Genomic DNA, 24,584 nt, shown 5'->3' with positions numbered 1-24,584 from the left:
AAAGTACAAGGATCCGTTGTGGGTTGCGCCTGCCTCGTTTGGCCGGATCCCATCTTCCTCCACCCCAAACGCCCCATGTCCTTCGAGGCTATCCCAATGACCCTGGTATACAAAGCTTTCGCCCTGGAAACGGCTGCGCGGCCGACCGCCGGCCAAAGAGCAATCCTTTCCCTCGATGGCGCCTGGGATTTCCAGGTTGAAGGCGAAGACGCCCTGCGCGTCGCCCGCGTGCCCGCTCCGTGGCAGGCGCTGTTCGACGACATGCGGCACGCCACTGGAACAGCTTTGTACCGTAAGCGGTTCACGCTTCCGCAGGACTGGGCCGGGCGCCAGATCGCCGTCTGCTTTGGCGCTGTCAATCACCTGGCCGAGGTCAGCCTGGATGGGCGTCCGGTCGGAACCCACGAGGGCGGTTATTTGCCCTTCGAGTTTGTTCTCGGTACGGACCTTCAGGGGGAACATGAGCTTGAAGTTCGTGTGACCCTGCCCTCCAGTGAGGCCGATCTTTATCCCGATGCCCCCTTCCCGGAGGTCCCGCACGGCAAGCAAAGCTGGTACGGTCCGCTCGGCGGCATCTGGCAATCCGTGCGCTTGGAAGCCCGCAGCGTGCAGCATGTGACCCGAGGCGCCATCACGTCGGATCTCGCGACGGGCAACGTGCGCGTGCGCGTCTCGCTCGCAGGTTCACCCCAGGCGGATCTTACCGCCACAGTATATGCTCCGAACGGCACGGTTGCCGCTCAGGCTAAGAGCGCAGTTGCCGGCCAATCCGAGACGGAGATGGCTTTCCGCATCGACGCTCCGGCAGCATGGTCTCCGGATGAGCCGAATCTCTACCGGCTCCATTTGCAACTCGGCAAGCGGGAAGACGTTCTCGACAGCTGGAGCGACAGCTTCGGCTTTAGAACGATCGCGGCCAAGGACGGTCGCATCCTTCTCAACGGCAAGCCGCTCTATCTGCGCGGCGCCCTCGATCAGGACTACTATCCAGACGGGATCTGCACCCCGCCGTCGCTTGAATTCCTGGAGGACCAGCTTCTCAAGGCGAAGAGCTTCGGCCTCAACTGCCTGCGCATCCACATCAAGGTGCCGGATCCGCGCTACTATGAGGTGGCGGATCGCCTCGGCATGCTCGTGTGGACCGAGCTGCCGAACTTCGACCACTTCACTCCGGCGGCTGGCGAGCGGGCGAAGGAAACCCTCAAAGGCATCCTCGAACGCGACTTCAACCATCCGTCCATTATTGCATGGACGATCATCAATGAGGATTGGGGCACCCAGCTTCCCGAAGACGAAGATCACCGTCGCTGGCTTGCCGACATGTATGACTGGATGAAGGCCCTCGATCCGACCCGCCTCGTGGTTGACAACTCGCCCTGCCAACCGAACTTCCACGTGAAGAGCGACGTCAACGACTACCATTACTACCGCTGCCTGCCGGAGCGCCGCGCGGAGTGGGATGCCCTCACGGAGGAATTCGCCAACGCCGCCCCATGGACCTACAGCAACCATGGCGATAGCCAGCAGACCGGCAAGGAGCCGCTTCTCGTTTCCGAGTTCGGCGTGTGGGGCCTGCCGCATCCGAACAAGTTGATGAACGAGGATGGCTCCGAACCGTGGTGGATGGAGACGGGCCAGAGCTGGGGCGACGGCGCGGCCTACCCGCATGGGCTCAAGGAGCGCTTCAACGTCCTCCGGCTCGATCGGGTCTTCGGCAATTTCGAGAAATTTGTCGACGCCACCCAGTGGCACCAGTTCACCAATCTGAAATACGAGATCGAGTCTATGCGCTCGTACTCGTCGATCAGCGGCTACGTGCTGACCGAGCTGACGGACGTGCATTGGGAAGCGAACGGCCTCATGGATATGCGCCGCAACCCGCGCGTATTCCAGGAGCGCTTTGCAGAGGTCAACACCGATCTGGTCATCGTTCCGAAGGTGGAGCGCTGGGCATATTGGTGCGGAGAGACCATCGAGATCGCCCCATCCATCGCCGCGGGCATGGTGGTGCTGCCGGAGGGCTGCACCCTCGAATGGTCGCTGGAAGAACACTCGGACAGCGGGCGCTTGGCCGTCAAGGCGGCCGAATCGATGTCGGTGCAGGTGCTCGATAAGATCATCATCGCCGCTCCCGAGCTCTCTGCACCGGCTCAGCTCGTGTTTGCGTTCACCCTGCTTGACGCTTCCGGCGCTGAGCTTGCCCGCAACAGCCTTGAGGTATCGGCTTACCCGCGCCTGAAGGTGGACGCATCGCTACGCGTTTGGTCCGTGCACGAGGAGATCCTCGGCCACCTCACGGGTTTGGGCTATTCCGCTGCCTCCAGCGCCGGTGAAGCCGATGTCGTCGTCGTGCGTTCCGTCGATGCCGAGGATGTGGAGGCCATCCGTCGGGGCGGACGGTACCTTATGTTCGCAGGCGATGACCCGGATCAGAAGTTTATCCGCCGCGACGAGCCGCCGATGCAGCCCCCCTACATGCACGATGATGCCGACCCGTCGACGGACGGCGGCAGCACCACCCGTGCGCGCCGTCGCGCTTCGGGTACGGGTCTGTCCGATATGGACCGCCGCTTCCCGACCATCGGCATTCACCAGCGCAACGGCACCATGTGGCGCGGCGATTGGATTACCAGCTTCAATTGGCTCCGCCGCCATGCCGCCTTCGCCCGGTTTCCGGGCGGCCCGATGCTGGACCTCGCCTTCGAGCGGGTTCTGCCGCACCACGTGCTGACCGGCTTTCGGCCTTGGGAGCTCGAGTCCCGCGTTCATGCCGGTGTATTCGTCGGCTGGGGCCACAAGCCCGCAGCCCTGATCGGCGAGCGGCCGTTCGGCAAAGGCAAGATGGTGATGAGCACGTTCCGTGTAAGGACGGATGCGCCCGGCTTCGACCCGGTTGCATCTTACCTCGTGGACGCGCTGTTGCGGACTACCCTGACCCGCTAGAGCATTTTCAGGTGAAGTCGATCCGTTTCACCGTTGAAAGATGCGGCACAGCCAAGAAGGGAGCTGCTTCCATGTCAAAGGAGGCAGCTCTAGATGAACGGAAAAACCGGCGCGGAGAAACACTCGCGTGAGGATTACTCCAGGACGAAAACGCCCCGGTTCCGAAAACCGGGGCGTTTTTATGCACCAGAAACAGCTTTGCTGGCTGTCTTACTGCTGAGTGCGGCAGAAGAAACCCTCGAGCATTTCGGAACGAAAATCGTCCGAAACAGCTCCAGGGGAAGAACGCCCCGCCGCCAAGAGCGGCAGGGCTACTGCAATCACCGTACGCGGCGGAAGAGGCGCTCAACCTTGCTCTGGGCCTCGGCCAGGGCATCCGCCGTGGACTTGTCCGTCAGAAGAGCCGCGCCGAAGCTGTCACGCATGGCGTCCTGAGCCGGGCGCTGGTTCTGAACCATCGGAACGGCGCGGGCCATTTGAGCGGTCTGGGCGTAGGCGTTGCGGAACGGCAGTTTCGCGTAAGCTTCGCTCTGCAGCACCGAGGTCCGCACAGGCAGGTGGCCCGTCTTGGCCCAGCTGATGCCGTTGTCGTTGAGGTATTTCAGGAACGCGATGGCGGCAGCCTTCTGCTCAGGCGTGCGGTTCTTCTTCGGCATCACCCACATGTGGCTGTCGGACCAAGTGGCCTTGCCGAAGATCGGCGGAAAATCGGCAACCGCATAAGTCTTGAAGCCGATCTTGCCCTCCGCACTCAGGCTCGCCAACCTGTTGACCGCCCAGGTCCCGTTCACCATGATGGCCGCCTCGCCCTGCTGGAATGACTGACTTGCCTCGCCATTGCCGTGCGTTGCGACCGCAAGGCCATCCTTGTAAAGCTTCTGGATGAAGTCTAGAGCCTGCTTGCCCTGTGCCGTGTTGATCGTCGGCTTGCCGGTCTCAGATGAGAAAACATCCGCGCCCTGCTGCCACATGAGCATGTTGAACACGCGCACCGGCATCGCGTCGTTGCGGGCATCCATGCTGATGTAACGCTTGCCCGTCTTTTCCTTGACGATCCGCGCCTGTTCGAACAGTTCCTGGGCATTCTTGGGAACGATCGGGGCGCCGCTGGCATCGACGAGGCCTGCCGCCTTCATGATGTCGACATTGACGTGCCAGAGCAGAGCATGGATGTCGAACGGCAACCCCCAGGTCTTGTTCTCGTAAGTGACCGCCTCACGTGCTGGCTTTGCGAAGTCATCAAGGTCGACTCCAGCCTTCGTGAGATCCTCACCGATCGACTCGATGAGATCGCGGGCGACGAAGTTCGGCAACGTGCTGCGGTGCATGACGGCAATGTCTGGCGCCTCATTGCTGGCGAGCTTCGTCGAGAGCAGATCGTAATAGGCATTCCAGTCGACGTTCTGCGTATTGACCTTGATGCCATCCTTGTTCTCGGCGTTGAACTTGTTGGTGAGAACTTGAATGACGCCGCATTCGCCGCTGGCCTTATCAACGTCCGTCACGTTGGCGTATTCGTCGGCGCAGCCGCCGAAGAAGCGCAGGAAGCTGATCTCGGTCTTCACCTGTGCGAAGGCAACCCCGGGAGCCACGAGGGCTCCTGACAGCAACAAGGACAGAATCGATTTCTTGAGCACTTCTTCCTCCACATTGCCCCGGATTCGGGGCGTTTATAGGACCCGCGTCACTGCGCGAGCTTATTTCCCCGTACTCAGCGCAATGCCGCGCACCAGGTATCTCTGGAAGATCAGGTAAACGATCACAATCGGCAGGCTCGCGAACACGGCAGTCGCCATGATGAAGCCGAGCCCCTCGGTCTGGGCAAAGTTGCCCTGGAGCGAAGCCAGTCCGACAGTGATCGTGTACATGTTCGTGTTGGTGGCCGACACAAGCGGCCAGAAGAAGTCGTTCCAGCTGTGCAGGAACGTGTAGATCCCGAGCGTCACCAGAGCCGGGATCGACAGGGGGAGCATGATGCGCCGGAAGATTGTGAAACGGCTGGCATTGTCGATGGCAGCCGCTTCCTCGAGTTCCTTCGGCACGGCCTTGAAGAACTGGGTCATCAGAAACACGCCCACAGGAAGCGCCACGCGGGGAGCCATCAAGGCAAAGTGCGTGTTGTGCAGGTCCCAGCTGGTGACGACCGCATGAAGGGGGATCACGAGGGTCTGCTCCGGCACCATGAGGCCCGCGAGCACGATGATGAAGAGCGTGCGCTTGAACGGAAAGTCCAGTCGGGCGAAAGCGTAGCCTGCAAGCGACGCCACCACCAGAGTGAGCGCGGTCGTTCCCAGAGCGACGACCGCGCTGTTCAACAGCCAGCGAGGGGTCATCGATACGAAGAAAATGTCGCTGAAGTTCTTCAATGTGAAGGGAATAGGCAGAAGGCCGGACGTCGACATCGCCAGGACGTCATTCGGCTTGAACGACATCGCCACGATCCAGATCAGCGGAATCATCCAGAGGGCGGCAAGGCCCACGAGCAGCGACCTGATCAACCATTCGGAGGTGCGCTCGGAACGGAGCTGTCTTGCGGCCATGCTCAGTCCTCCTGACGCGAGATATAGAGCTGGAGCATCGAAGCCAGGAACATCACCCCGAACAGGAACAGCGACATGGCCGAGGCATATCCCAGCTGCCATTCATTGAAGCCGGTTTCATAGATCGTCTGCACCATCGAGCGCGTCCGATCCGCCGGCCCGCCTCCGGTCATGATCAGCGGCTGGCCGAAGATCTGTAATTGTCCGATGATTTGAAGGACGACGACCAGCACGATCGTGCGCTTGAGGGAAGGCAGCGTGATGCGCGTGAGACGACGCCAGGCCGAAGCGTTATCGATACGCGCGGCATCGTAGAGTTCCTGCGGGATCTGCTGCAGGCCCGCAAGGAAGAGGATCATCGGAAACCCGACGGACCACCAGACGGTCGTGATGGTGAGGGCCGGCATGGCCCAGTCGGGAGATCCGAGGAAGGCGATAGGCTGCAGGCCCAGGCTATTGAACAGATGAGCGAAAAGACCGCGATCCGGGCTCAGCACCATAATCCAGATGAGCGTTGCGACAGTGACGGAGAACACGCTCGATGTAAAAAAGATAACCCTGAGCACCGCGTGGAACCGGTTTTCCCGGTTGAGGGCCAATGCGAGCCCCAAGGAAGCCGCCACCATGACAGGAACCGTGATAGCGGTGAACAGGAGCGTATTCCGGATTGAGACGCGAAAGATCGGATCCTCGAACATGTCCCAGTAATTGGCGAGGCCGATGAACTTGCGCAGCGTACCGACCAGTTCCCAATCGTGAAAACTGATCCAGACTCCCCAGAAGAAGGGATATGCCAGAAACAGCACGAAGAAAATGAGGTAGGGAGCCAGGAACGCGAGAGCTGCAAGGCCGTCACGACGTTTCGCAGACGATTTCGGCTCGAATGCGAAGCGGGGCGAGATGCCGATATGTTTTGGGGAGGTTGCTGAGTGAGCCGCCGTCATCGCGTCAGACCTTCAGGGCAGCGGCGAGAGCCTGCTCGGTCCGGGACAGAGCCGTTCCGTCCTTATGGAAGAGGTGGCAGTGTTCCGGATCGGCGCTCAGCCGCACGGTGCTGCCGATCCCGATGCTACCAGCCCCTCGATCCTGGAAGATAATGGTTTCGCCCGTCGGAAGGCTCGCATACACGACCGTCTCGTTTCCAAGCCGCTCGATCACATCCACGCGGGCGGCGAAACCTTCCGATCCGGACGCCTGATGCAGGCTCTCGGGTCTTACCCCGACGATCACCTCGTTTCCGGGGCGGAGATCCCCAGGCACGACCTGCGCCGCCAGTGTGCCGCCGACTGAAAGGGCTATTGTGACACCCTCGGATCCAATAGCCTGCACGCTTCCGGGCAGGAGGTTGATCTTCGGGGAGCCGATGAAGCCTGCAACGAACGTATTCCGAGGTGCGTGGTAGAGTTCCAGCGGACGCCCGGCCTGCTCCATACGTCCTTCGTTCATGACCACGATCCGGTCCGCCATGGTCATGGCCTCGACCTGATCGTGGGTGACGTAGATCATGGTCGACTTAAGCTGGTGATGCAGCTTGGCGAGTTCGATCCGCATCTGCACGCGCAAGGCAGCATCCAGATTGGAAAGCGGCTCGTCAAAGAGAAACACCTTCGGATCACGTACGATTGCCCTGCCGATGGCAACACGCTGACGCTGCCCGCCGGACATCTCGCGCGGCTTGCGATCCAAGAGAGGTTGGATGCGCAGGGTTTCCGCCGCAGCCGCCACGCGCCGCCGGATTTCGTCCTTCGGAACCCGCGTGTTTTCCAGGCCGAACGCCATGTTCTGGGCTGCCGTCATATGGGGGTAAAGGGCGTAGTTCTGGAACACCATAGCGATATCCCGACCGCCCGGGGCCACGTTGTTGACGACATCGCCGTCGATGACGATGTCGCCTCCGCTCGCATCCTCAAGACCTGCGATCAGGCGAAGAAGAGTGGATTTTCCGCATCCAGACGGCCCCACGATAACCGTGAAGTCACCTGGCTCAATCATCAGGTCAATTCCATGCAGAACCGGAAAAGCGCCAAAGCTCTTGCGAACACCGCGAACCTCAACGGATGCCATCGTTCCCCCTTCAGCCGTCATTGGAGGACTGCCCCCAATCCACCTGGTCAGTTGCAGACCAACCCAGTGCCGTCAGTTATATTATGATCAAACGCCAGCTCAGTGTGATTAGTTATGATGTAAATTTGCAGATATCAGTAAATTCTCTCAAACCGAACCTGGCCAGCGATGATCGTCATGTGGCTGGAGCGGCGTCTGAGCCACTTACCTCCCTGGAGGGTCTACGACGCGACCTTCATCTTCACGCAAGACTTCAGGTTGGCGACGCTGGCAGCCAGATTGTTGAAGAGGGTGTTCAGAGTCGGCAAGGGTCTGAAGATGAGCGCTCCTGCTCTCAGCGTCGGCTAAGCAGTGTTTCGACTCGCCACTTCCCGGCCTGATCCATCACGAGCATGTGAGCTGAAGGGCTTGCCGTGGCATCCTTCAAGGAGAGCAGTAAGGTTGAAGGATAGGATCTGGGAAATCCTCCCTCCGATCTCTGTGTTCCAGGAGGTCTGCCGACACGGGTTACCCCGGCAGCATGCAAGCTAGGTAGCATGAACCATCCGGGCCAGCTCATGGACCGCCCGCTCAGCTAGGGTCTTGGGACCGGCGCGCAGATTTCTCCATTGCGCCTCCAGATCCGTCAGAGCCTTGAGGTGCTCCTGCTTCGCTGCTTCGGGATCTTTGGTCCCGAGGCTGAGCTTGACCTCTCGCTTGCCAATGATCGGCTGGAGGTCGTCGGGGACGCCCTTGCGAAGCTAGTAACTTCCGGTCTTGGGATGCTTTTAGGGGCGTGACATGGAAAAGGCCATGTGTACCACTCGGACGGCTCTCCGCCTTGATTTACCTGGATTCTTCTGCGGAGCAACACCTTAGGGTGCTGTTGGTGCCCAGGAGAGGAGTTGAACAACCCTTAAATTTCAAAGACATAAGCTTGGTGCTTAATGAAGTTCCACCCCGTTTCAACCCAATGTGCCTCAACAGTTTTTAGCACCTTTGCGGCCTTCTTCTGCCCTCGTTTGGTAGACCATACCGTCTGAAAGCGAAGTGATTGGTCGGCACTGGCCTCATCAATAATATTGCTTTTCATGGATTTTTGCGAAACAGGAGACAAAGTCCTCTTAAAGCGACTGTATATCTCATCGTGCTATGAACGACGTGGCATGGACTTCTACCTTATCTGCTTGGAACCTACTCGGCCTGTTCACATTTGGTTCTCTATATGACTGATGGAGCAGCGATGGTGGAGCGACTCAGCGATTTTCCTTGGGTGATCGTCCGGGTCGATTGCCCACTCTGTCCTCACAGGAGGGGGCAGTGTCGGCTCGCCCGTTTGGCTGAGAAGTACGGAGCCGACATCCAACTATGCGATCTCATGGACAAGATCGCGTTTGACTGCCCGTGGAAGAGCCATCCAGGAGAGCGGCCCCCTAATCAATACGATCCCAAGTGCAAGGCTCGCTTCACGGACTTGGAGGCGCTCAGTTCTCCTCCACCAGACGTCCCGCCGATGATGCGGAAGCTGACAGTGATAGAGGGCGGGAAACGATGAAGGAGCTTCGTGGAGACGCGATCCTATTGACCCTTCAGAACCAGTCCGCCACAGCAAGACTATGCTCATACCACGTCCTGGTGAGAGCGACTCGTCGCAGCCTCAAAGCGCCTGATGTGTGATTCATGTCCATCGGCGTGCGTGAGTGGGCGCACCAATGATGATCAGCGGCACTTGGTATCACTTCCCATTTGGCCAATTGCTCGTCACCGCAATCAGCTACCCGGTTACATGGGCACCCGAGGCGCAGACCGAGTCCGCCTTTAAGGTGATCCCATAAGACGCTGTGACCTTCTGCTGACTGCGGTGTTCGGTACTGGAGGTATCCTCCGACACGGCCATGGGAAATCCAGATGCTCTATCTATCCGTCGTATGGACAGTCATTGGCCTTGCCGCCATTGCTCGCTCCTACATCCTGCTCATGGGAGAGAACACGCCAGAGGCGCGGCGCAAAACCGCAACGACAACCCGTGTGGCTGGCTTCACCCTGATCGTCGTTGGAGCGATTCAGATGCTGGTCTGGGTTTTCACAGCCTGAAGTCTGTTAGTTTCCCTCCACGACTGTGTTCCCTCCCCGTGAATGGCGGTTATTCTTGTGTTCATTGGCGGCGACAACTCGGGCCAAGAGGTCCAGAAAGACTTCTCGCTCGCGCTCTGAAAGGCACCCCATCATCTCATCCCGGACTGACAGGATAACAGGATAAAGCCGGGAAAACAGTTCGAGCCCCTCCGGTGTGAGACTGAAGAGAGGACGGCGGCTCCCTTCATTATCTACCCGGCAAATAAGCCCTCGATCCTGAAGGTGCCTTACCATCCGCTGAGCACTGGCAGGATCAACCCCAATCCGCTCGGCTAATCGGTGCTCGTCAATTGCGGGAGCATCATGCAGCGACGCAAGCACCGTTGGCTCAACCAATGTCAGCCCCTCGGGTCTGGCAACTTTCAAGGCGGCTGTTGAGAGAATTCTATGTAAGCGCCGCGTCAAGTTGAACAGGTTTTTGCGGTGGACGGCTGGAATAGCGCGGGACAACGGATTGGTAGGTGGGCGGGTAACATAGGCATGGATGGGTGTGCTCAGGTTCTTGAAGAGTTGCGGTCCAAGGTCCTCAAGAGGCACCGACAGTGCCTTGTAGGCGTATTGGTAGGCCGACTCTGGAAGGCATACACATCCGGGCGGGGCCAGCTTCTCCATACGTGCTGCAATGTTGACCCCATCCCCGAACAGATCGCCATCTCTGACAATGATCTCCCCAACATGAACACCGATGCGAAAGATCACCCGTCGCTCTGATGGTATGTCCTCATTGGCGTCAGCAATGCGCTCCTGAATTTCCAAGGCGCACCTGACGGCGTTAATGGAACTCGGAAATTCAGCAACAATGCTATCGCCAGCAGTATTCGCGGTGCGGCCATCAAATCGGCTGATCTGCCGATCAATGATCTCACGATGTGAGTTTAGCAGCGCAAAGGCACTGACCTCATCAACACTCATCAGCCGCGCATAACCAGCCACGTCTGCGCAGAGGATTGCGGCAAGACGGCGTTGGATCACTGGTCGCGGCTTTTTCATAGGCAGCGCCCCGGAAGAGGCTAATGAAGAGAACGCAACGCAATGGACGCTCAACCTTGAGTGTACTGCTCCGCTGATACACAACTTCACTCCCCGCTAAACGAGGGTAAGAAGCACGGGTTCCTTAAAAACCCATTCCGCTGAATTTTTTGCTCACCAAGGTGGGGAGTTGCCCCAATCATGAAATCACGGGCAGCAAAGCCTGTGTATTCTATAACGATACGGAAACACGCACTCACTCGTCAAACGACCGAACAAGGTTTGATAAAGCTTGCCGACAAACCGGAACAGTGAGCGACCCTCCTCGTTGCTGATCTAACGCTAAGAACAGAGCAATTAGGTTAGGAAACGCCGATGGGCCGTGCAGTCTCTGATGGCTGGCCGGAAGACGACAATGTCGTTGTGCCACCAGCATGGCGCGGCACCCGTCCCTGGATAGGCATGCAGTCTGAAGCGCAGGCGCGGATCAGCAAAACCCTGCGCGACATGAACGCTGAACTGCTTCAGCAGCCGTTATCACCAAGGCTGACACGGTTGATCCGCGCTATCGAGGTGGGCTTGGAGACACCTCTTCATGACCGTTGAGGGCTCAGTACGGAGCGACCTGATCGCGGCTATCCCGCACCTGCGCGCTTTCGCCATGTCCCTTACGGGCCACCGCGACCGCGCAGACGACCTCGTGCAGGATGCCATTACGCGGGCGTGGGCGAACATCCACAAGTTCGAGCCGGGTACCAACCTGAACGCGTGGCTGTTTACGATCCTGCGTAACCTCTTCCATTCGGACTACCGCAAGCGCAAACACGAGATTGAGGATGCGGACGGGTCCTTTGCCGCGCGGCTCAGAACACAACCGGATCAGCAGAGCCATCTCGACTTGGAGGATTTCCGCACTGCTCTGGCGACGCTGCCGGTGGACCAGCAAGAAGCATTGCTGTTGGTCGGGGCCCACGGGATGTCCTACGAAGAGGCCGCTGAGGTATGCCAAGTGGCGGTGGGCACCATCAAGAGCCGCGTGAACCGTGCACGAACGAGGCTGGCGGCCCTGTTAGACCTGACCAGTGAGGGCGAACTCGGACCTGACGATGTGACCAAAGCAGCACTGGCTGCTCGGTAAGCTGCCGCTGCAACCTACGACATAATGAGGTCTGCTGGCTGAAGGTGACAGCCGGGCCGGTACTCTTATAATGCTGCATGCGGTGAAGGGTTTGTGATGGCGCGTTACATTGTCTCCACGGAAGACAGAATGCTCGATGTCGTGGAGAGGCTGATGGTTGAGCGTGGCGTGGTGATCGTCTCGCGCGAAGAGATGTTCGATGCTCTGGTGATCGAGACTGATAATCCTCTCATGGTGAGCCGGATCGAAGGTGTGCTTTGGATTAGAGCGGCCCCTTGAGCGAAAAAGCAAAACGGACAGGAAGGATAGCGCAAGTGTTTTTATTCATGATGACAACAGCGGCAGCGGCTGGTCATCAGCCTCTCGACTAGTGACACACCTGAATGACAAAATTTCACCAGCAGATCGACGATCTCGAAGCTGACATTGATGCCCTGTCTGATGCGGCAGAGCAATGTCGGAAGAGCATCATCGTCGCGAAGGTGGCAGTGATCGTTGGCATCGTACTATTCGCAACATCAGTTCTCGGCCTTGTCCGCTCCGATGGGACAATCCTGGTCATCGGCATCGCCGTCGCAATTGCCGGTATCGGCTTGTTCGGGTCCAGCCGGGGCTCAATGGACCAGTTGGTTGACAAAATTCGGGTTCGAGAAGCCCGTCGAGCCGAGATGATCGATGGGATGAACCTCCAAGTCGTGCAGGATCAGTAACTGGATGCTGCAAACCGGATGAGGAGATCACGGCACGAGCGGAGATGTGGCGCTCGATGCTCAAGGCACCATTAGTAGCCTTTCCACATTCCGGGGGTGGCAATCTCCAGCAGGTGGCCATCAGGGTCACGGAAGTACACGCTGACCCCACCCCTTGGCCACTGCGTTTGGCCCTCCAGCGTAACCCCTGCCTCAGTCAGATGCTGCTGCCACTCCTCCAGTTCGTCCTGCGGGATCGAGAAGGCGACGTGCATCGGGCCTTGACCGTCATGCGGAGGGATTGATCCGCCTGGGGTCTCAATCGGGTGAAGGGACCCACCCTGCGGAAACAGCAACAGAACGCCGTTTCCTCCCACGTCATAGGCTCGCATGCGGTGATCGGCGTGAATACAGGGCAGACCAAGAACGTTGCTATAGAAGGTCGCAGCCTGCTCCAGGTCTGCTACGTACAAGGCAGTCTCAAGAACGCGGTTGAGCTTGGGCATAATTGGTCCTCTATCTCTCTGCTGATCAAAACCGCTTCAGAGGCGAGCGGGTACGACGATTGCAACCGCATATAAGTAGGTCGGAATGCCGGTCGGTGCGGGTGCCTTCCTGCGCGAGGATGGAGCCGGACCAGCTTAAGGTGACGGCAAGAAGGATAGCTCGCCTATCGGGCAGATGAAACTCCGCCGCCTGTCGATCCGTAAAGACCAGCGCTGTTGCTCTTCGGACATCACTCGGAAGTGTCCATTGCCTCGACAGCGATCGTCTGGATAGGTTGGGCACTACAAAAAGGGCGTCCCGCCGAGGATGCTGAAAGAAGGGGTGCAGCGTGTCCGTACAATCGACTGCAACGATTCAGGATGCGTTTCTCAAGCATCTGCGCGACAACAAACTTGATGTGACTATGTTTCTCGTCAATGGGATCAAGCTTCAAGGCCAGATCAGGCAGTTCGATAACTTCACAGTCCTGCTTGTGCGAGGGAGTAGCACTCAGGTTGTCTACAAGCATGCCATTTCGGCAATCTACCCAGCCGAGGCAGTTTAACTGGTTAACCCACCTTCATCTGGGTAAACCAGCCCCTCCAAGCCCCGCTGGGGATGCGATGCAGGTTCTCACGTGGAGCTATTCGGTTACGTAGAGGCGATTTTTTGCCTTCTGCCGAAATGCGTTACAATGGACGAGCTATGTCGATCTGACAGGAGCCCACATGAAGAAAGCGCGTAAGCTCTACGAAAGCTCAAGCGGTGACCGCTGGTACCTGATTGGAGACCCTTCAGGGGCTGTGTTCATCCGGCACGAAGCCAATGTAGCTTCTGGAGGGAATGTGGAACATGAGGACATCGTAGCCTTCCTGAGTCGCAGCGCAGGCCCAGAACAGCAGGAACTGCTGCGCCTGATCGGAACCTTAGTCGAGGAACACCCCGTCCACGCGTGAGATGTTTTATGAAAGAACTTCGTTGTTGCCGGTCCAAAGCTTGGCGAAAGTAGTCATCCAAGGCTACGCAAATTCAGGAACTGATCGGCGGCTATAGAATTGTTTGAACATACGGACCCACTCTACTTCCCGCATTCCCCTTGTGCACTGGGTCCAAGACTTACGAGAGATTGCTCGACCCGGCGCTTGCGAAAGCAGCCGGGTTCTTTTTGACTCGTTGGTCCAGACCCACACCGTGCTTGTCAAAAGGCCGAGGCGGGTTGTCGAAGTGCTTCGGGCGGCGACATAGGACCCAGCGGAGCACCTTGTTGATCAGGTGGGAAACACCCTTGGAAATCTATGCAGTACCACCAGCACTCACGCGTAAAGGCATCAGCGTGGCTGTGTGAGTGCGAGCCAGGGAACCGGTACCCGATCCACCGCAGCCAAGCCGCAGGACGGCTGAACCAAAGAAAGGCCATAGGAGTTGAAAAAGCCTAAGCAGATTGCCGACATCGGATCTTCATCTCAACAGGAGCATGATTATGAACGAGAGGCATGAAGTGAGTTCAGGACAAGCTGACGACGCGCAATCCACTGGTGCAAAGCAAGCCGGTGGGAGTGGACCCGCCCCACAAGAGACCGCTGGCACAACTGGAAGCTTGGCTGATCAAGCGGCCACAACGATCTCTGATATCGCGAACAGTGCTTCCGACATCGCTCGTGGGGCTTACGACCAAGGACAGCGGTATGCTCGTGAAACAAGCGAACGGTACCCACAGGCCCAGCGCTACTATCAACGAGCCACCGAGACCATCGGACACCAATTCACTGAGGCCCCGCTTGTGTCACTGCTGGCAGTCGGAGCGGTCGGCCTTGGTATGGCCTGGATGATTGGTGGTCTCACCAGAAACCAGGAACGTGCGCCATCTCATGCCAGATCCCGAGGCGACTACCCTGGTCAGCGCACCGGGAAGCCTCTGATCGAGAGCGACCGGGTTGAAGGAACTGCTGTCTACGACCGCAGCGGCAAACGTATCGGTACCGTCGAGCGGGTGATGATCGACAAAATCAGCGGACGTGTTGCTTACGCTGTGATGTCGTTTGGCGGCTTCTTTGGGCTCGGCACAAGCGAGTATGCTGTTCCTTGGAGTATGCTCGACTACGACCTTCGCTTGAAAGGGTATCGCACCCAGATCACGGCAGAGCAGCTTCGGAATGCCCCCAGACTCTCTGGTCGTCGCGGTCAGGACTGGCCGGATCGCGGGAGCGAGCAGGACCTGCACGACTACTATCAGGTGTCCTACTACTGGGTACTTGCCTGACGCACCGGCTCGCCCGCCTAAACACAAAGGAGCGGCCCACGGAGGCCGCTCTGCTATTCTATCGTGACGAGCAAAATCGGCAGATGGTCGCTACGACAGGCTCCGATCAAAGCAGCCTCAAACCGTGTGAGGCAGTGTTCGCCGGGATCTGAAACGTCAGGGGTTTGCGATCCTGAAATCATGAAAGCCTGAAGAGGATTGACCGGTGCGCAACAGCATGCGTTGGCCTGTCAATTCAGCCGAGCCACCCATTATCGCCTGCGCGAAGATCCGAGCCGGGCCGAAGCACCCACCAGCACCAGTCAGAGCCGACTGCCTTGCATCAGTTCCGCCACGGGTCGGCTCCCATTTGGCAGTTGGTGCTGCGCTCGGATTGAGCCTGGGTCGGCACGATCAGAGCCTCGGGAGCTACGCCAGCAATCTCGCGAATGATCTTGGTCTTGATCGCCTCGGCGAACTGATGGCGCTCACGAACTGGGATCATGAATGCGCCGGGACCAGCGATGACACAGTCACGGTAATATTCATCAAGGTTTTCTGAATCCCAGTAGTTTGTCGGTCGGTTGAGCAGGAGCGGAAGGCCGTTGATGATGACGCCCTGAGCCACTGCGTCCTCCCTTGCGTCGGTGATGGAGCGCCCCTGGTTGTTGACCCCATCCCCCGAGATGTCGATCACCCGCCGTACCGCTTCGACATTGCTCTCGCTCAGAAGCTTCATACTGGCGTCGATTGCTCCTGAAATGGAGGTACGAGGGCCTCGTCTGATGGGAGCCTGCGCCAGCCGGTCAGCAAAGCTAAGGGCGTCCTCGGGGCCTCCGATTTGCGTCCATGGGACTGTAATGTACTGGATCGGGGAGCCTGCCCATTCCAGGTAGACGACTGCGATGCGCCCCAGCATGCCGCTGCTGATGGCTTTGTGAACCAGGGGTGACCGGAACGCCTCGACAAAGCCTTGCCGTTGAAGCTCCTGCTCCTCTGGGTCCATAGAGTTCGAGATGTCTACAGCCAGCACGAGGGCGAGATCGACCTCGTTTTCGGCATTTGCTGGAGTGAGGTGAAAGAAAAGGCTGAGGACCATGAGGGCCACAGTCGCAAACCGGTTCAGCCTCACCATTCCTTGCCTCCTACGGGCGAGGAGACTGAATTGGGTCAATGGTACTCACAGGCAAGATCAGAAGGACCAAGATGGCGAAGCAGGAAAAGCTTGATTGTGAAGTCGCAGGCGACATGGTCCGTTCATGAAGCCGCCAGCCACTCACGGAGTTTGGTCCAGCGCTTCTTCATCTTCCCACCTCTGACGGCCATGGCGACAGCTTTCTTCTGCCCCACCAGCACGACCAGCCGCTTGCCACGGGTCACGCCCGTATAGAGCAGGTTGCGCGCCAACATCGAGAAGTGCTGTGTCACGACCGGAATGATAACGGCGGGATACTCCGAGCCTTGTGACTTGTGAATGGTGGTCGCATAGGCGGGTACCAGCGTGTCGAGCTCGCCAAAAGGATACGAGACCTCCCGCCCGTCAAAGGAGGCTATCAACGCCCCTTCCTCGTCGTCGATCCGGACCACCATCCCAAGGTCACCATTGAACACCTCACGGTCATAGTCGTTCTGGGTCTCCATCACCCGATCACCAGGCGAGAAGCGCCAGCCAAACCGCTCCACCTTGGATGGAGGATCGGGATTAAGTACTTCCTGAAGCTGGATGTTGAGGTTGCGGGCTCCCAGCACACCCCGGTTCATGGGGCAGAGCACCTGCACATCCTTCATCGGATCGAGCCCGAACCGGCGTGGCATGCGTTCCTTGATCATCTGGATGATCTTCGGCACACCTTCCTCGGGATCATTGATCTCGACGAAGTAGAAGTCGCTGTCCTCTCCAGCCTTTGGCGGATCGGGCATCTGGCCCTTGTTGATCCGGTGAGCATTCACCACGATCCGGCTTTCTGCCGCCTGCCGGAACACCTCAGTCAGACGGGCGACCGGGATACGCTCGGAGGCAATGATGTCGGCCAGCACCTGTCCAGAGCCCACTGAAGGCAACTGATCCACATCGCCCACCAGCAGCAGCCCTGCTTCTGGCGGGATGGCCTTGGTCAAGGCATTCATCAGCGGCACGTCCACCATGGAGGTCTCGTCCACCACCAGCAGATCACAGTCGAGCGGGTTCTCCTCGTTCTTCGAGAACCCACCGTGCTTGGGATCGATCTCCAGGAGGCGATGGATCGTCTTGGCCTCCAACCCAGTCTGTTCGGTCATGCGCTTAGCCGCCCGACCTGTGGGCGCCGCCAACGCGACGCGAACGCCTTTGGCGACCAACACGCGCAGAATGGTGTCGAGAAGGGTTGTCTTGCCGACGCCTGGGCCACCGGTCACCACGGCTACCTTGGAGCCGAGCACCAGCTTCAGCGCTTCCCGCTGCGAGGCCGCCAGGGTTTTGCCCGTGCGGCTTTCCACCCATGGAATGGCCTTGTCGATATCGATCTCAGGCCAGGGCAGTGAACCAGACGCCCGTTCGATCAGCCGAGACGCAATGGCTTGCTCGGACAGATGCAGACCCTTGAGGAACAGACAGGTCTCGTCACCGATGGTGTCAGAGATGATCTCTCCCTTGGCCAACTCCTCGACAATGGCTGTGCGGATCAGGATTGCATCCACTTCGAGCAACTGCTCGGCCAGCCTTGTAAGGGCCTCGACCGGCAGCGCGCAGTGGCCCTCGTCGGTGGCAGTCTGAAGGGCAAACGAGATACCGGCCCTGATGCGCTGAGGGGCAGTCTTCTCCATGCCGAGCTTGGCCGCGATGGCATCCGCCGTCTTGAAGCCGATCCCACGCACGTCCTTGGCCAGCCGGTAGGGGTCCTCGGTCATGACCTGAATGGCCTCATAGCCATAGGTCTTGAAGATGCGCACCGCTCTGGCTGTTCCGACCCCATGGGCATGCAGGAAGATCATGATCTCCCGCACCGCCTTCTGCTCGGCCCAACCTGAGACGATCCGAGAGGCTCGCATCGGGCCAATGCCAGAAACTTCGGTCAGACGCTCGGGCTTGGCCTCGATGATCTCGAAGGTGTCTACCCCAAAGGCAGCAACAATGCGCTTGGCCATGGCAGGGCCGATGCCGCGCATCTGGCCCGAGGCCAGATACTTCTCAATGCCCTCGGCCCCGGTCGGTGGTGTGGTCTTGAGTATCTCAGCCTTGAACTGGAGGCCGTGGGTGCGGTCGCTGATCCAGATGCCACTGGCCGTAATCCATTCCCCAGCAGAAACAGAAGGGGTATGGCCAACCACTGTCACAAGGTCCCGTTTGCCCCGTGTATGCACCTTCAGGACGGCAAAGCCATTCTCGGCATTGTGGAAGGTGACGCGCTCCACCGAGCCCGCAAGCGTTTCCAGGACGGGTCTCTGATCAACTTGTGAGGGTCGAAACATCTGGTTCATGGTGCCTGCTGAGACGATCTCTCAGCCTCTCTGACTGTAACAATGGATGGCACCGCTGACGAGGATGCTCTCCTTCTGAGTTGAAGATGTTCTCGTTTTGTTTCAGAGCTTTTTTATGGCGATTCTCGTAATTTAGGCTCCGCTCCTGCACTTAGCGCGTTCAGTTGCGCCTCATGGTCGACAAGCACGAAAAGGGAGTATCAAGCGGGCTATGCCCGTTTTCCACAGGAGTCGCAAAAGATGGTTAACGACTACGCAACGGCTCGATACCAATAGTGTCTGAGGGTTGGGAGGCGGTCATGGAGAGCGGCGCGAACACAGGTAAGCAAAGTTCAGTGACATCCGATCTTGAACTGTTGCGCCGCATCGGAGCCGACCTACGCTCCGTTTATGCCGACGTGATCCGGCAGCCTCTGCCCCGCAACATCGAGGTGGCACTGTCTCGCATCGAACAGGAGCGCAGCCGTGCTGGACACCACAACCAGCGGCTTGCTATCTGACGCCTCTACTGAGTAGGTCACACTGCTGCCAGAAGCGCCATGGCGGCAAAGACAGAGACGACCAGGATGGCCGCGCCAGTCCAGTCCACCCCTCGTGGTCGACTGTGAAAGCCCAGTTCACGGCAAACTTTCATTCCCTTGGCTCCTGCGGACTGAGGGAAGGAATACGTTGGCTTATTGGTAATATAATCCAAAAGCTTGGGAACAGCAGGTTGCTCAAACGTAGTATATCTGAATCGCAGCGATGGTGAGCGGATGGCCCATTTTCCATTGGTGCTTGTTCCGATCGATTGTCCCCTGTGCCCGATCATCCTTTTGCGGAAAGCTGACCCATACAAAAGAGTGTTCGCTTTTGTCGGGCATCGAACAGACAAGAGCATCCGTCTCCAGTATTCCCCGATACGCCTTCAGCAGCCACCCAGTCACAATCTGCCGCCAAGCACCTGAACTCCCACGTAAAGAGATCAGGAACTGTGACATGGCAAATGTGTGTCGAAGGAGAATAGTTTAGGGATGAACGTTTCTTGAAGACTGGTATGTGCTGAGCTTGAGCGCCTCGAAAAATGTGCGGCTCAGCACAGCCAGTCGAGGGGTCACAATGCAAAACCAACAGCCCGTTTCCTCGGCGCTCAACCGCCTGATCATCGGTGCAGATCGAGCCTTTGACCTGCACGGTTCGTTGCAGAGCACGTCACGCACCCTGTCCAACCTCGACTTTGAGCATCAGCATGAGGTGCAACGGGTGGAGCGCGGCAGGACCGATCCCGCGCTGAAGAGGCAGATTATCGACAACCTGAAGCGACGCCACCGCGAGCGGCGTCAGCCCTATGTGGCGTTGGTTGCCGAACTTCAGAGCCACCTCTCATTAACGGTCTCGGACGAACTTCAGGCGATCGGCTAATCTCTCAGCGTGACCGGCTCATCCGCGCCTATGGCAGAACTTTCGAGCGCCCTCATGGGCGCTTCTTTTTGCCTGTGATCTCGATCCGCAGCGGAGTTCAGTCAGAGTTGGGTGTCTTCGCGGTTTAAAGCCAAGCTTAATCCCGCTGATCTGATTGACGATCAACTCTAAGACTTTCGTTTTACTATGCTTTGTCTGAATCACGACAGACAAGCTTCCTACGATGTATTTATAGTTCCTTAACATCGAAATCCGACCAGGGGGCACGGATGACTGCGCAAACGCTGACGCTTGTACAAAATTACACATCTCAGTCTGATCCAGCCGTTCCAACGGCTCTGATCTGTGACAGCTTCCTTCTCCGCTCAGGGCTTCAGCACATCCTGCGGGACACGCCGTTTGTGATCGCCGAGGCAGCATCTGTCACAGGCCCAAAGCGACTTCAGTATTGTGCTCTCAACACAGCATTGATGATCATCGAAACCACCCAGAACAGCGGTCGTGTGCTTGAGGTGATCCGGCAGGTGAAAGAGCGGTCGCCAGAGATGCGGATTGTTGCTCTGGCTGATCAGTTCGATCTCGGCTTCGTGCGCACGGCACATCAGGCTGGCGTGACCGGCTTCTGCTTAACCGCCACGGCTCCTGACGTTCTGATCAAGTCGCTGGAACTCGTCATGCTCGGCGAGAGTATAGTGCCTTCGGTGGTCCTGCGCTCGCTCATGGATGCGGCTCCCCAGAGGCAAGAGCAGCCCCTTCAAGACAACACGGCAGAGCCGCAGCTTTCCGATCTGAAGTCGTACAAGCTGTCCGCGCGGGAGACGGAAGTCCTGAGCTATCTGAAGGAGGGGACGCCGAATAAGGTCATTGCCCGACAGTTCGATATCACGGAAGCCACCATCAAGGTTCACGTCAAAGCGATCCTGCGCAAGATTGGCGTGGCTAACCGTACCCAAGCTGCCATGTGGGCAAGCGAGCGTCTGCCGCGACAAGATGGACCTTCCGTGAATAAGTGAGATGCTGATGGCCGAAGTTGCGGTTGGGGATAAGGTCAGGGTCCATTTCCATCCTCCGAATCTGATGAGGAGCTTTTGCGAGGGAGTAGTCAGGCGGGTGGATGTGACAAGTCCAGAAGGGCGCTTCTTCGTGATGGAAGTCACGCACGAGGTTATCCTCGACCGAGAGCACCGGATCAGACCCGGTTTCCAGGATTACGTCCGCTACGAGTCCCGGAACGACTTTCCGGGTCGGGTCGAGATACTCTCCCCCGCAGCACAGGAGGTGGAGAGGGAACCCGCGCCTGATCTAATGCTGGTGGAACCGCCAGAGGCCAACCGAGAGGCTGATGAGCATCATCGGGTTGAACTGGAGGTCCACTCAGAATTTGAGATCGAACGAACGCCCGACGCGGACGTCAACCCTGAGCCATTTCAGGTTCAAGCTGGACCTCAGCCTGTTCGCAAGCGGGGTGGGCTGATGGCCGCTTTGTTCAGCCGAAGAAGGTAGCTGCAACCTGCCTCACCGGCTTGTGCGTCTTACACGCTGCCGGTGGTGTCAACTCTCATGTAGAACACGATACCAGGGCAGCCCGCTTTGGTGCCGCATGTTGAGCCACCCTGATCCTTCGGATCGGTTCAGAGGAACAGGTCAAGCTTCACGGCGTTGGCGTTTGTCCTCCAGAAGGCATCCCCCCATGCACCAGCATAGTTTCAGGTCTGCTCTGGTTCTTTCCCTGCTTGCTCTTCCGCTGGCGGCTTGCCAGACCGACCCCGGACGAGGGTTTGCCTCTGGGGTGGTGGGCGGTGCGGTGGTCGGCGCAGTCGTAGGCGGTCCGGTTGGTGCGGCTGTTGGTGGCGTTGCTGGCGCGGCAGTTGGTGGAATCCTGACCTCTGAGGAGACGACACGGGTTCGCACCTATGTGGCCACGCAACGGAGCCGCTCGGCTCAGGTCGCCGAGCCGGTGAGAGTGGGGCAACCTGCGCCAGCAGGCGCACGGCTTGCGCCACTCCCGGCCAGTGTCGGACTGCGGAACCCTTATCGCTATACGGTTGTGAATGACCGGACCGTGCTGGTTGATCCCCGCACCCGTGGGATCGTCGACATCATCGAGTAAACGCCTCACCACACTGGCTCCGAGGAGCACGCCTCGCGGGGCCGGTGCTTGGCGGTTTCCGATAAACCACAGTTTCCTGCGAGATTGAGTTTGTTCGGACAGAACATGCTTGGTGCGCAGATGATTAGAAGCTGCCGTCAGTCAAAGTTCCTCCAGCAAGCACAGGCTCTTGAGCGCTGGGCGGAACGTCGCGAACGTGCTGTTCTTCGGCTTGAACTCAACCTCAAGCGGTTGGCTGATCAGAACCGAGCCGATCAGGCTGCTCATCTGCGGTTTGCTGCCCAGTATCTGCGCCATGCGGCTCTGCGCGACCGAGCGCAAGCTGCTGCTCTGCGAAGAGCGGTTCATCTCGCCCTCCATACGACCTTGGCAAAGCCAGTTCTGAGTCCGCCCAAACATTACCGGTCGTTGCTCCCTTGGATGGCTCGGCGCGCAAAGGAGTTCACTTGAGATGCTGCGCGAGTTCCTTCTGGACCTCACCAGTTAGGCTGGCCATGGCCGTGACAGCGTGACCAAGGCGGCTCTGGCACCAAGGTAATCTGCTGTCTCCCACACAAGCAATAGTCAAGCTTGCCTGTTCAGGTTAGATTCAAGCCTGACGGCCTAAGGCTTACCCGATGACCAAGCACCCTAACAGCAGACCACTTGTTCTGGTTCTGGAGGACGAGGCTCTGATAGCTCTCTCCCTTCAGGATGATTTGCAGGATGCAGACTACGAGGTTGCTGGTCCCTTTGCGACTTGCTCTGCCGCCCTGGAGTGGCTCCAAACTGCCACGCCTGACATGGCCATTCTCGATACCACTCTGAAGGACGGCCCCTGCCGTGAGATCGCCTTGGAGCTAAGCCATCGTGAGGTGCCTTTCCTGATCTACTCGGGATACCAGGAAGATCGACAGCTTCTGTCCGAGTTCAACCATATCACCTGGATTGAGAAGCCTGTTCCGGCTGCGGCTCTACTCCAAGCCTGCCAGCAGCTTCTGGTCGGCTGCGACTAAGTTGCCCGGGGAAACAAACGGTCTCGTTCGAACTAACATAGGTTAAGCACGTTCTCACGGTTGGTGTCAGTGGTAATCCCCTCGTGTTGAACGACAAATTGCATCCTTCTTGGACGGAGAGTGACCGGCTCGCAGCCCTGCGCAGCTACCGGGTTCTCGACACGCCGCCAGAACCTGCGTTCGACGATCTTGTGCGGCTTGCCGCTCGCGCCTGTCAGGCTCCGATTGCTCTCATCAGCCTCATCGACGAACGCAGGCAGTGGTTCAAGGCCGAGGTGGGGCTTGGCGTTCGAGAGACACCGCTGGATCGTTCCATCTGCCTTACCGCCATGCTTCAGCCTGGGTTGACCATCGTTCCTGACCTGAGCGAGGCCCCTCGCTTTGCTCACAACCCGCTGGTGACGGGCGAGCCCAACTTGCGTTTTTACGCAGGGGCTGCGCTGAGAACACCTGATGGGGAGCCGTTAGGAGCACTGTGTGTGCTCGACTGTGTGCCGCGCGATCTCACAGAGGATCAGGCTGCTACCCTTACCCTGCTGGCGCGGCAGGTGATGTCGCAACTGGAGCTTCGCCGAGCTATCGCGGAACGGGATGAGCGGCTGGAGGCTAGCCATAAGGTCGAGCAGCGGCAGGCCTTGCTGGTTCGCGAGCTTCATCATCGGGTGAAGAACACCCTGGCCACCGTCCAGGCGCTCGTTGGAGCCACGGGCCATTCCACCGGCAGCTTTGATGAGTTTTACCGCTCATTCTCGAAGCGCATTGCCTCTTTGGCGAAGACCCACAACCTGCTGACGGAGGACTACTGGCAGACAGCCTCGTTGCGGGAAATCGCTCTCACGGAGCTAAAGCCGTTCGCCGAGAGCCGACAACCGCGCTTTATGTTGATCGGACCACCGGTTGAGCTATCGGCTGATCTGGCGGTGCCGGTGGGCATGGCGCTCCATGAATTCACCACGAATGCTGTTCGGTACGGGGCTCTGTCAGTTCCAGGCGGACACGTTGAAGTCAGGTGGAACGTGGGTGAGACTGACGGTGTCAGGAAGCTTCATCTGGAATGGCGGGAGTTCGGTGGTCCACCCGTGAGCGAACCGCAGCACAAGGGCTTTGGCACAACCCTGCTCCAGCGGGTTCTGCCCATGCAGTGCCGTGCCGAGGTGGAGGTTCGGTATAACCGGGAGGGTCTGCGGTTTCGCATGGATGCGCCCCTGGTCGAGCAGCGACTGGTTCCGGCATACTGACGCCTGCGCGTCAACGAACTTCGGTGATCATCGCCTTGAACACCCCAGCCAATGAGGTGATGCCCGTCTGCCATCCGATGTGAGAACCGAAATTCTTGTCTGTGAGCGTCACGGGTGCACGCTAATACCAAGTCCCACTGATCAGAACTGATGCGCCCATTCACGCAAGCCGATGGACATGATGGTCCAGGGCTGATCTGC

The 24,584-nt window shown here is 58.5% G+C and carries 26 protein-coding genes and 1 pseudogene; 16 read left to right on the top strand and 11 right to left on the bottom strand.

Translation table 11 applies throughout. The features are described 5' to 3' along the window. Positions 1–96: 96 nt before the first annotated feature. A complete protein-coding gene (locus JKG68_RS09000) occupies positions 97–2,943 on the top strand; it encodes a glycoside hydrolase family 2 protein (protein WP_202058413.1) in 2,847 nt (948 codons plus the stop codon). Positions 2,944–3,263: 320 nt separating this feature from the next. Here JKG68_RS09000 and JKG68_RS08995 read toward each other — a convergent pair whose 3' ends face one another. The 6 genes and pseudogenes from JKG68_RS08995 to JKG68_RS08975 all read right to left on the bottom strand — a co-directional run bounded on the left by JKG68_RS08995 (position 3,264) and on the right by JKG68_RS08975 (position 8,619). Beyond that, positions 3,264–4,580, bottom strand: a complete 1,317-nt coding sequence (locus JKG68_RS08995) for an ABC transporter substrate-binding protein (protein WP_202058411.1) — start codon at positions 4,578–4,580, stop codon at positions 3,264–3,266. Between the two features lie 60 nt (positions 4,581–4,640). Next, positions 4,641–5,483, bottom strand: a complete 843-nt coding sequence (locus JKG68_RS08990; protein WP_202058409.1) for a carbohydrate ABC transporter permease — start codon at positions 5,481–5,483, stop codon at positions 4,641–4,643. A gap of 2 nt (positions 5,484–5,485) precedes the next feature. Continuing rightward, on the bottom strand, positions 5,486–6,427 hold the full coding sequence (locus JKG68_RS08985; protein WP_202058407.1) for a carbohydrate ABC transporter permease: 942 nt from the start codon (positions 6,425–6,427) through the stop codon (positions 5,486–5,488). 4 nt (positions 6,428–6,431) lie between these two features. Next, the gene (locus tag JKG68_RS08980; RefSeq protein ID WP_202058405.1) at positions 6,432–7,547 is read right to left on the bottom strand and encodes an ABC transporter ATP-binding protein; all 1,116 of its coding nucleotides are present in this window, start codon (positions 7,545–7,547) and stop codon (positions 6,432–6,434) included. Between the two features lie 527 nt (positions 7,548–8,074). Continuing rightward, positions 8,075–8,272 (bottom strand): annotated as a pseudogene (locus JKG68_RS34670) (DUF6538 domain-containing protein); the annotation flags it as partial. A 170-nt stretch (positions 8,273–8,442) separates the two neighbouring features. Further along, a complete protein-coding gene (locus JKG68_RS08975; protein ID WP_202058399.1) occupies positions 8,443–8,619 on the bottom strand; it encodes a hypothetical protein in 177 nt (58 codons plus the stop codon). 815 nt (positions 8,620–9,434) lie between these two features. Between JKG68_RS08975 and JKG68_RS08970 the strand changes: the two genes are divergently transcribed. After that, the gene (locus JKG68_RS08970; protein WP_202058397.1) at positions 9,435–9,620 is read left to right on the top strand and encodes a hypothetical protein; all 186 of its coding nucleotides are present in this window, start codon (positions 9,435–9,437) and stop codon (positions 9,618–9,620) included. A 6-nt stretch (positions 9,621–9,626) separates the two neighbouring features. On the opposite strand, the gene JKG68_RS08965 is transcribed toward JKG68_RS08970, so the two are convergent. After that, on the bottom strand, positions 9,627–10,652 hold the full coding sequence (locus JKG68_RS08965; protein WP_202058395.1) for an adenylate/guanylate cyclase domain-containing protein: 1,026 nt from the start codon (positions 10,650–10,652) through the stop codon (positions 9,627–9,629). A gap of 354 nt (positions 10,653–11,006) precedes the next feature. On the opposite strand from JKG68_RS08965, the gene JKG68_RS08960 reads away from it, so the two are divergent. The 4 genes from JKG68_RS08960 to JKG68_RS08945 all read left to right on the top strand — a co-directional run bounded on the left by JKG68_RS08960 (position 11,007) and on the right by JKG68_RS08945 (position 12,479). After that, positions 11,007–11,237, top strand: coding sequence for a hypothetical protein (locus JKG68_RS08960; protein ID WP_202058387.1), 231 nt, complete (start codon positions 11,007–11,009; stop codon positions 11,235–11,237). Further along, positions 11,227–11,769 (top strand): sigma-70 family RNA polymerase sigma factor, encoded by a 543-nt coding sequence (locus JKG68_RS08955; RefSeq protein WP_202058385.1) that lies wholly within the window; start codon positions 11,227–11,229, stop codon positions 11,767–11,769. The genes JKG68_RS08960 and JKG68_RS08955 overlap by 11 nt, the downstream gene beginning before the upstream one ends. Positions 11,770–11,865: 96 nt before the next feature. Next, positions 11,866–12,048, top strand: a complete 183-nt coding sequence (locus JKG68_RS08950; protein WP_202058383.1) for a hypothetical protein — start codon at positions 11,866–11,868, stop codon at positions 12,046–12,048. Between the two features lie 104 nt (positions 12,049–12,152). Beyond that, a complete protein-coding gene (locus tag JKG68_RS08945) occupies positions 12,153–12,479 on the top strand; it encodes a hypothetical protein (RefSeq protein ID WP_202058381.1) in 327 nt (108 codons plus the stop codon). A 71-nt stretch (positions 12,480–12,550) separates the two neighbouring features. Here the strand turns inward: JKG68_RS08945 and JKG68_RS08940 are convergent, their stop codons facing one another. Next, positions 12,551–12,964 (bottom strand): VOC family protein, encoded by a 414-nt coding sequence (locus JKG68_RS08940; protein WP_202058379.1) that lies wholly within the window; start codon positions 12,962–12,964, stop codon positions 12,551–12,553. A gap of 329 nt (positions 12,965–13,293) precedes the next feature. Here JKG68_RS08940 and hfq point away from each other — a divergent pair, with 329 nt between their 5' ends. From hfq to JKG68_RS33330, 3 genes are all read left to right on the top strand, one after another. Continuing rightward, complete coding sequence (hfq, locus tag JKG68_RS08935; protein WP_202058371.1) at positions 13,294–13,509, top strand: RNA chaperone Hfq; 216 nt, start codon at positions 13,294–13,296, stop codon at positions 13,507–13,509. 163 nt (positions 13,510–13,672) lie between these two features. Beyond that, positions 13,673–13,900, top strand: a complete 228-nt coding sequence (locus JKG68_RS08930) for a hypothetical protein (RefSeq protein WP_202058364.1) — start codon at positions 13,673–13,675, stop codon at positions 13,898–13,900. A gap of 524 nt (positions 13,901–14,424) precedes the next feature. Continuing rightward, a complete protein-coding gene (locus JKG68_RS33330) occupies positions 14,425–15,204 on the top strand; it encodes a PRC-barrel domain-containing protein (protein WP_246515248.1) in 780 nt (259 codons plus the stop codon). 322 nt (positions 15,205–15,526) lie between these two features. Here the strand turns inward: JKG68_RS33330 and JKG68_RS08920 are convergent, their stop codons facing one another. After that, on the bottom strand, positions 15,527–16,318 hold the full coding sequence (locus JKG68_RS08920) for a DUF1194 domain-containing protein (RefSeq protein WP_202058362.1): 792 nt from the start codon (positions 16,316–16,318) through the stop codon (positions 15,527–15,529). A 122-nt stretch (positions 16,319–16,440) separates the two neighbouring features. Beyond that, a complete protein-coding gene (recD2, locus tag JKG68_RS08915; RefSeq protein ID WP_202058360.1) occupies positions 16,441–18,639 on the bottom strand; it encodes an SF1B family DNA helicase RecD2 in 2,199 nt (732 codons plus the stop codon). 335 nt (positions 18,640–18,974) lie between these two features. On the opposite strand from recD2, the gene JKG68_RS08910 reads away from it, so the two are divergent. From JKG68_RS08910 to JKG68_RS08890, 5 genes are all read left to right on the top strand, one after another. Further along, the gene (locus tag JKG68_RS08910; protein WP_202058358.1) at positions 18,975–19,139 is read left to right on the top strand and encodes a hypothetical protein; all 165 of its coding nucleotides are present in this window, start codon (positions 18,975–18,977) and stop codon (positions 19,137–19,139) included. Between the two features lie 538 nt (positions 19,140–19,677). Further along, the gene (locus JKG68_RS08905) at positions 19,678–20,040 is read left to right on the top strand and encodes a hypothetical protein (RefSeq protein ID WP_202058356.1); all 363 of its coding nucleotides are present in this window, start codon (positions 19,678–19,680) and stop codon (positions 20,038–20,040) included. A gap of 470 nt (positions 20,041–20,510) precedes the next feature. Beyond that, the gene (locus JKG68_RS08900; RefSeq protein WP_202058354.1) at positions 20,511–21,053 is read left to right on the top strand and encodes a LuxR C-terminal-related transcriptional regulator; all 543 of its coding nucleotides are present in this window, start codon (positions 20,511–20,513) and stop codon (positions 21,051–21,053) included. A gap of 7 nt (positions 21,054–21,060) precedes the next feature. After that, positions 21,061–21,543 carry a hypothetical protein gene (locus JKG68_RS08895; protein WP_202058352.1) on the top strand — a complete coding sequence of 161 codons (483 nt, stop codon included), beginning with the start codon at positions 21,061–21,063 and terminating at the stop codon, positions 21,541–21,543. 187 nt (positions 21,544–21,730) lie between these two features. Beyond that, on the top strand, positions 21,731–22,150 hold the full coding sequence (locus tag JKG68_RS08890) for a DUF1236 domain-containing protein (RefSeq protein WP_202058350.1): 420 nt from the start codon (positions 21,731–21,733) through the stop codon (positions 22,148–22,150). A 141-nt stretch (positions 22,151–22,291) separates the two neighbouring features. On the opposite strand, the gene JKG68_RS08885 is transcribed toward JKG68_RS08890, so the two are convergent. Continuing rightward, entirely contained in the window at positions 22,292–22,498 is a 207-nt protein-coding gene (locus tag JKG68_RS08885) for a hypothetical protein (protein WP_202058343.1), read from the bottom strand. 269 nt (positions 22,499–22,767) lie between these two features. Here JKG68_RS08885 and JKG68_RS08880 point away from each other — a divergent pair, with 269 nt between their 5' ends. Then, on the top strand, positions 22,768–23,145 hold the full coding sequence (locus tag JKG68_RS08880) for a response regulator (protein WP_202058341.1): 378 nt from the start codon (positions 22,768–22,770) through the stop codon (positions 23,143–23,145). Positions 23,146–23,228: 83 nt separating this feature from the next. Next, entirely contained in the window at positions 23,229–24,383 is a 1,155-nt protein-coding gene (locus JKG68_RS08875; RefSeq protein WP_202058339.1) for a sensor histidine kinase, read from the top strand. Positions 24,384–24,584 lie beyond the last annotated feature (201 nt).

Source organism: Microvirga aerilata (assembly GCF_016743775.1).
GTDB lineage: Bacteria > Pseudomonadota > Alphaproteobacteria > Rhizobiales > Beijerinckiaceae > Microvirga > Microvirga aerilata.
The sequence above is the reverse complement of the archived record's forward strand: the minus strand, read 5'-3'. Positions and strand labels throughout refer to the sequence as shown.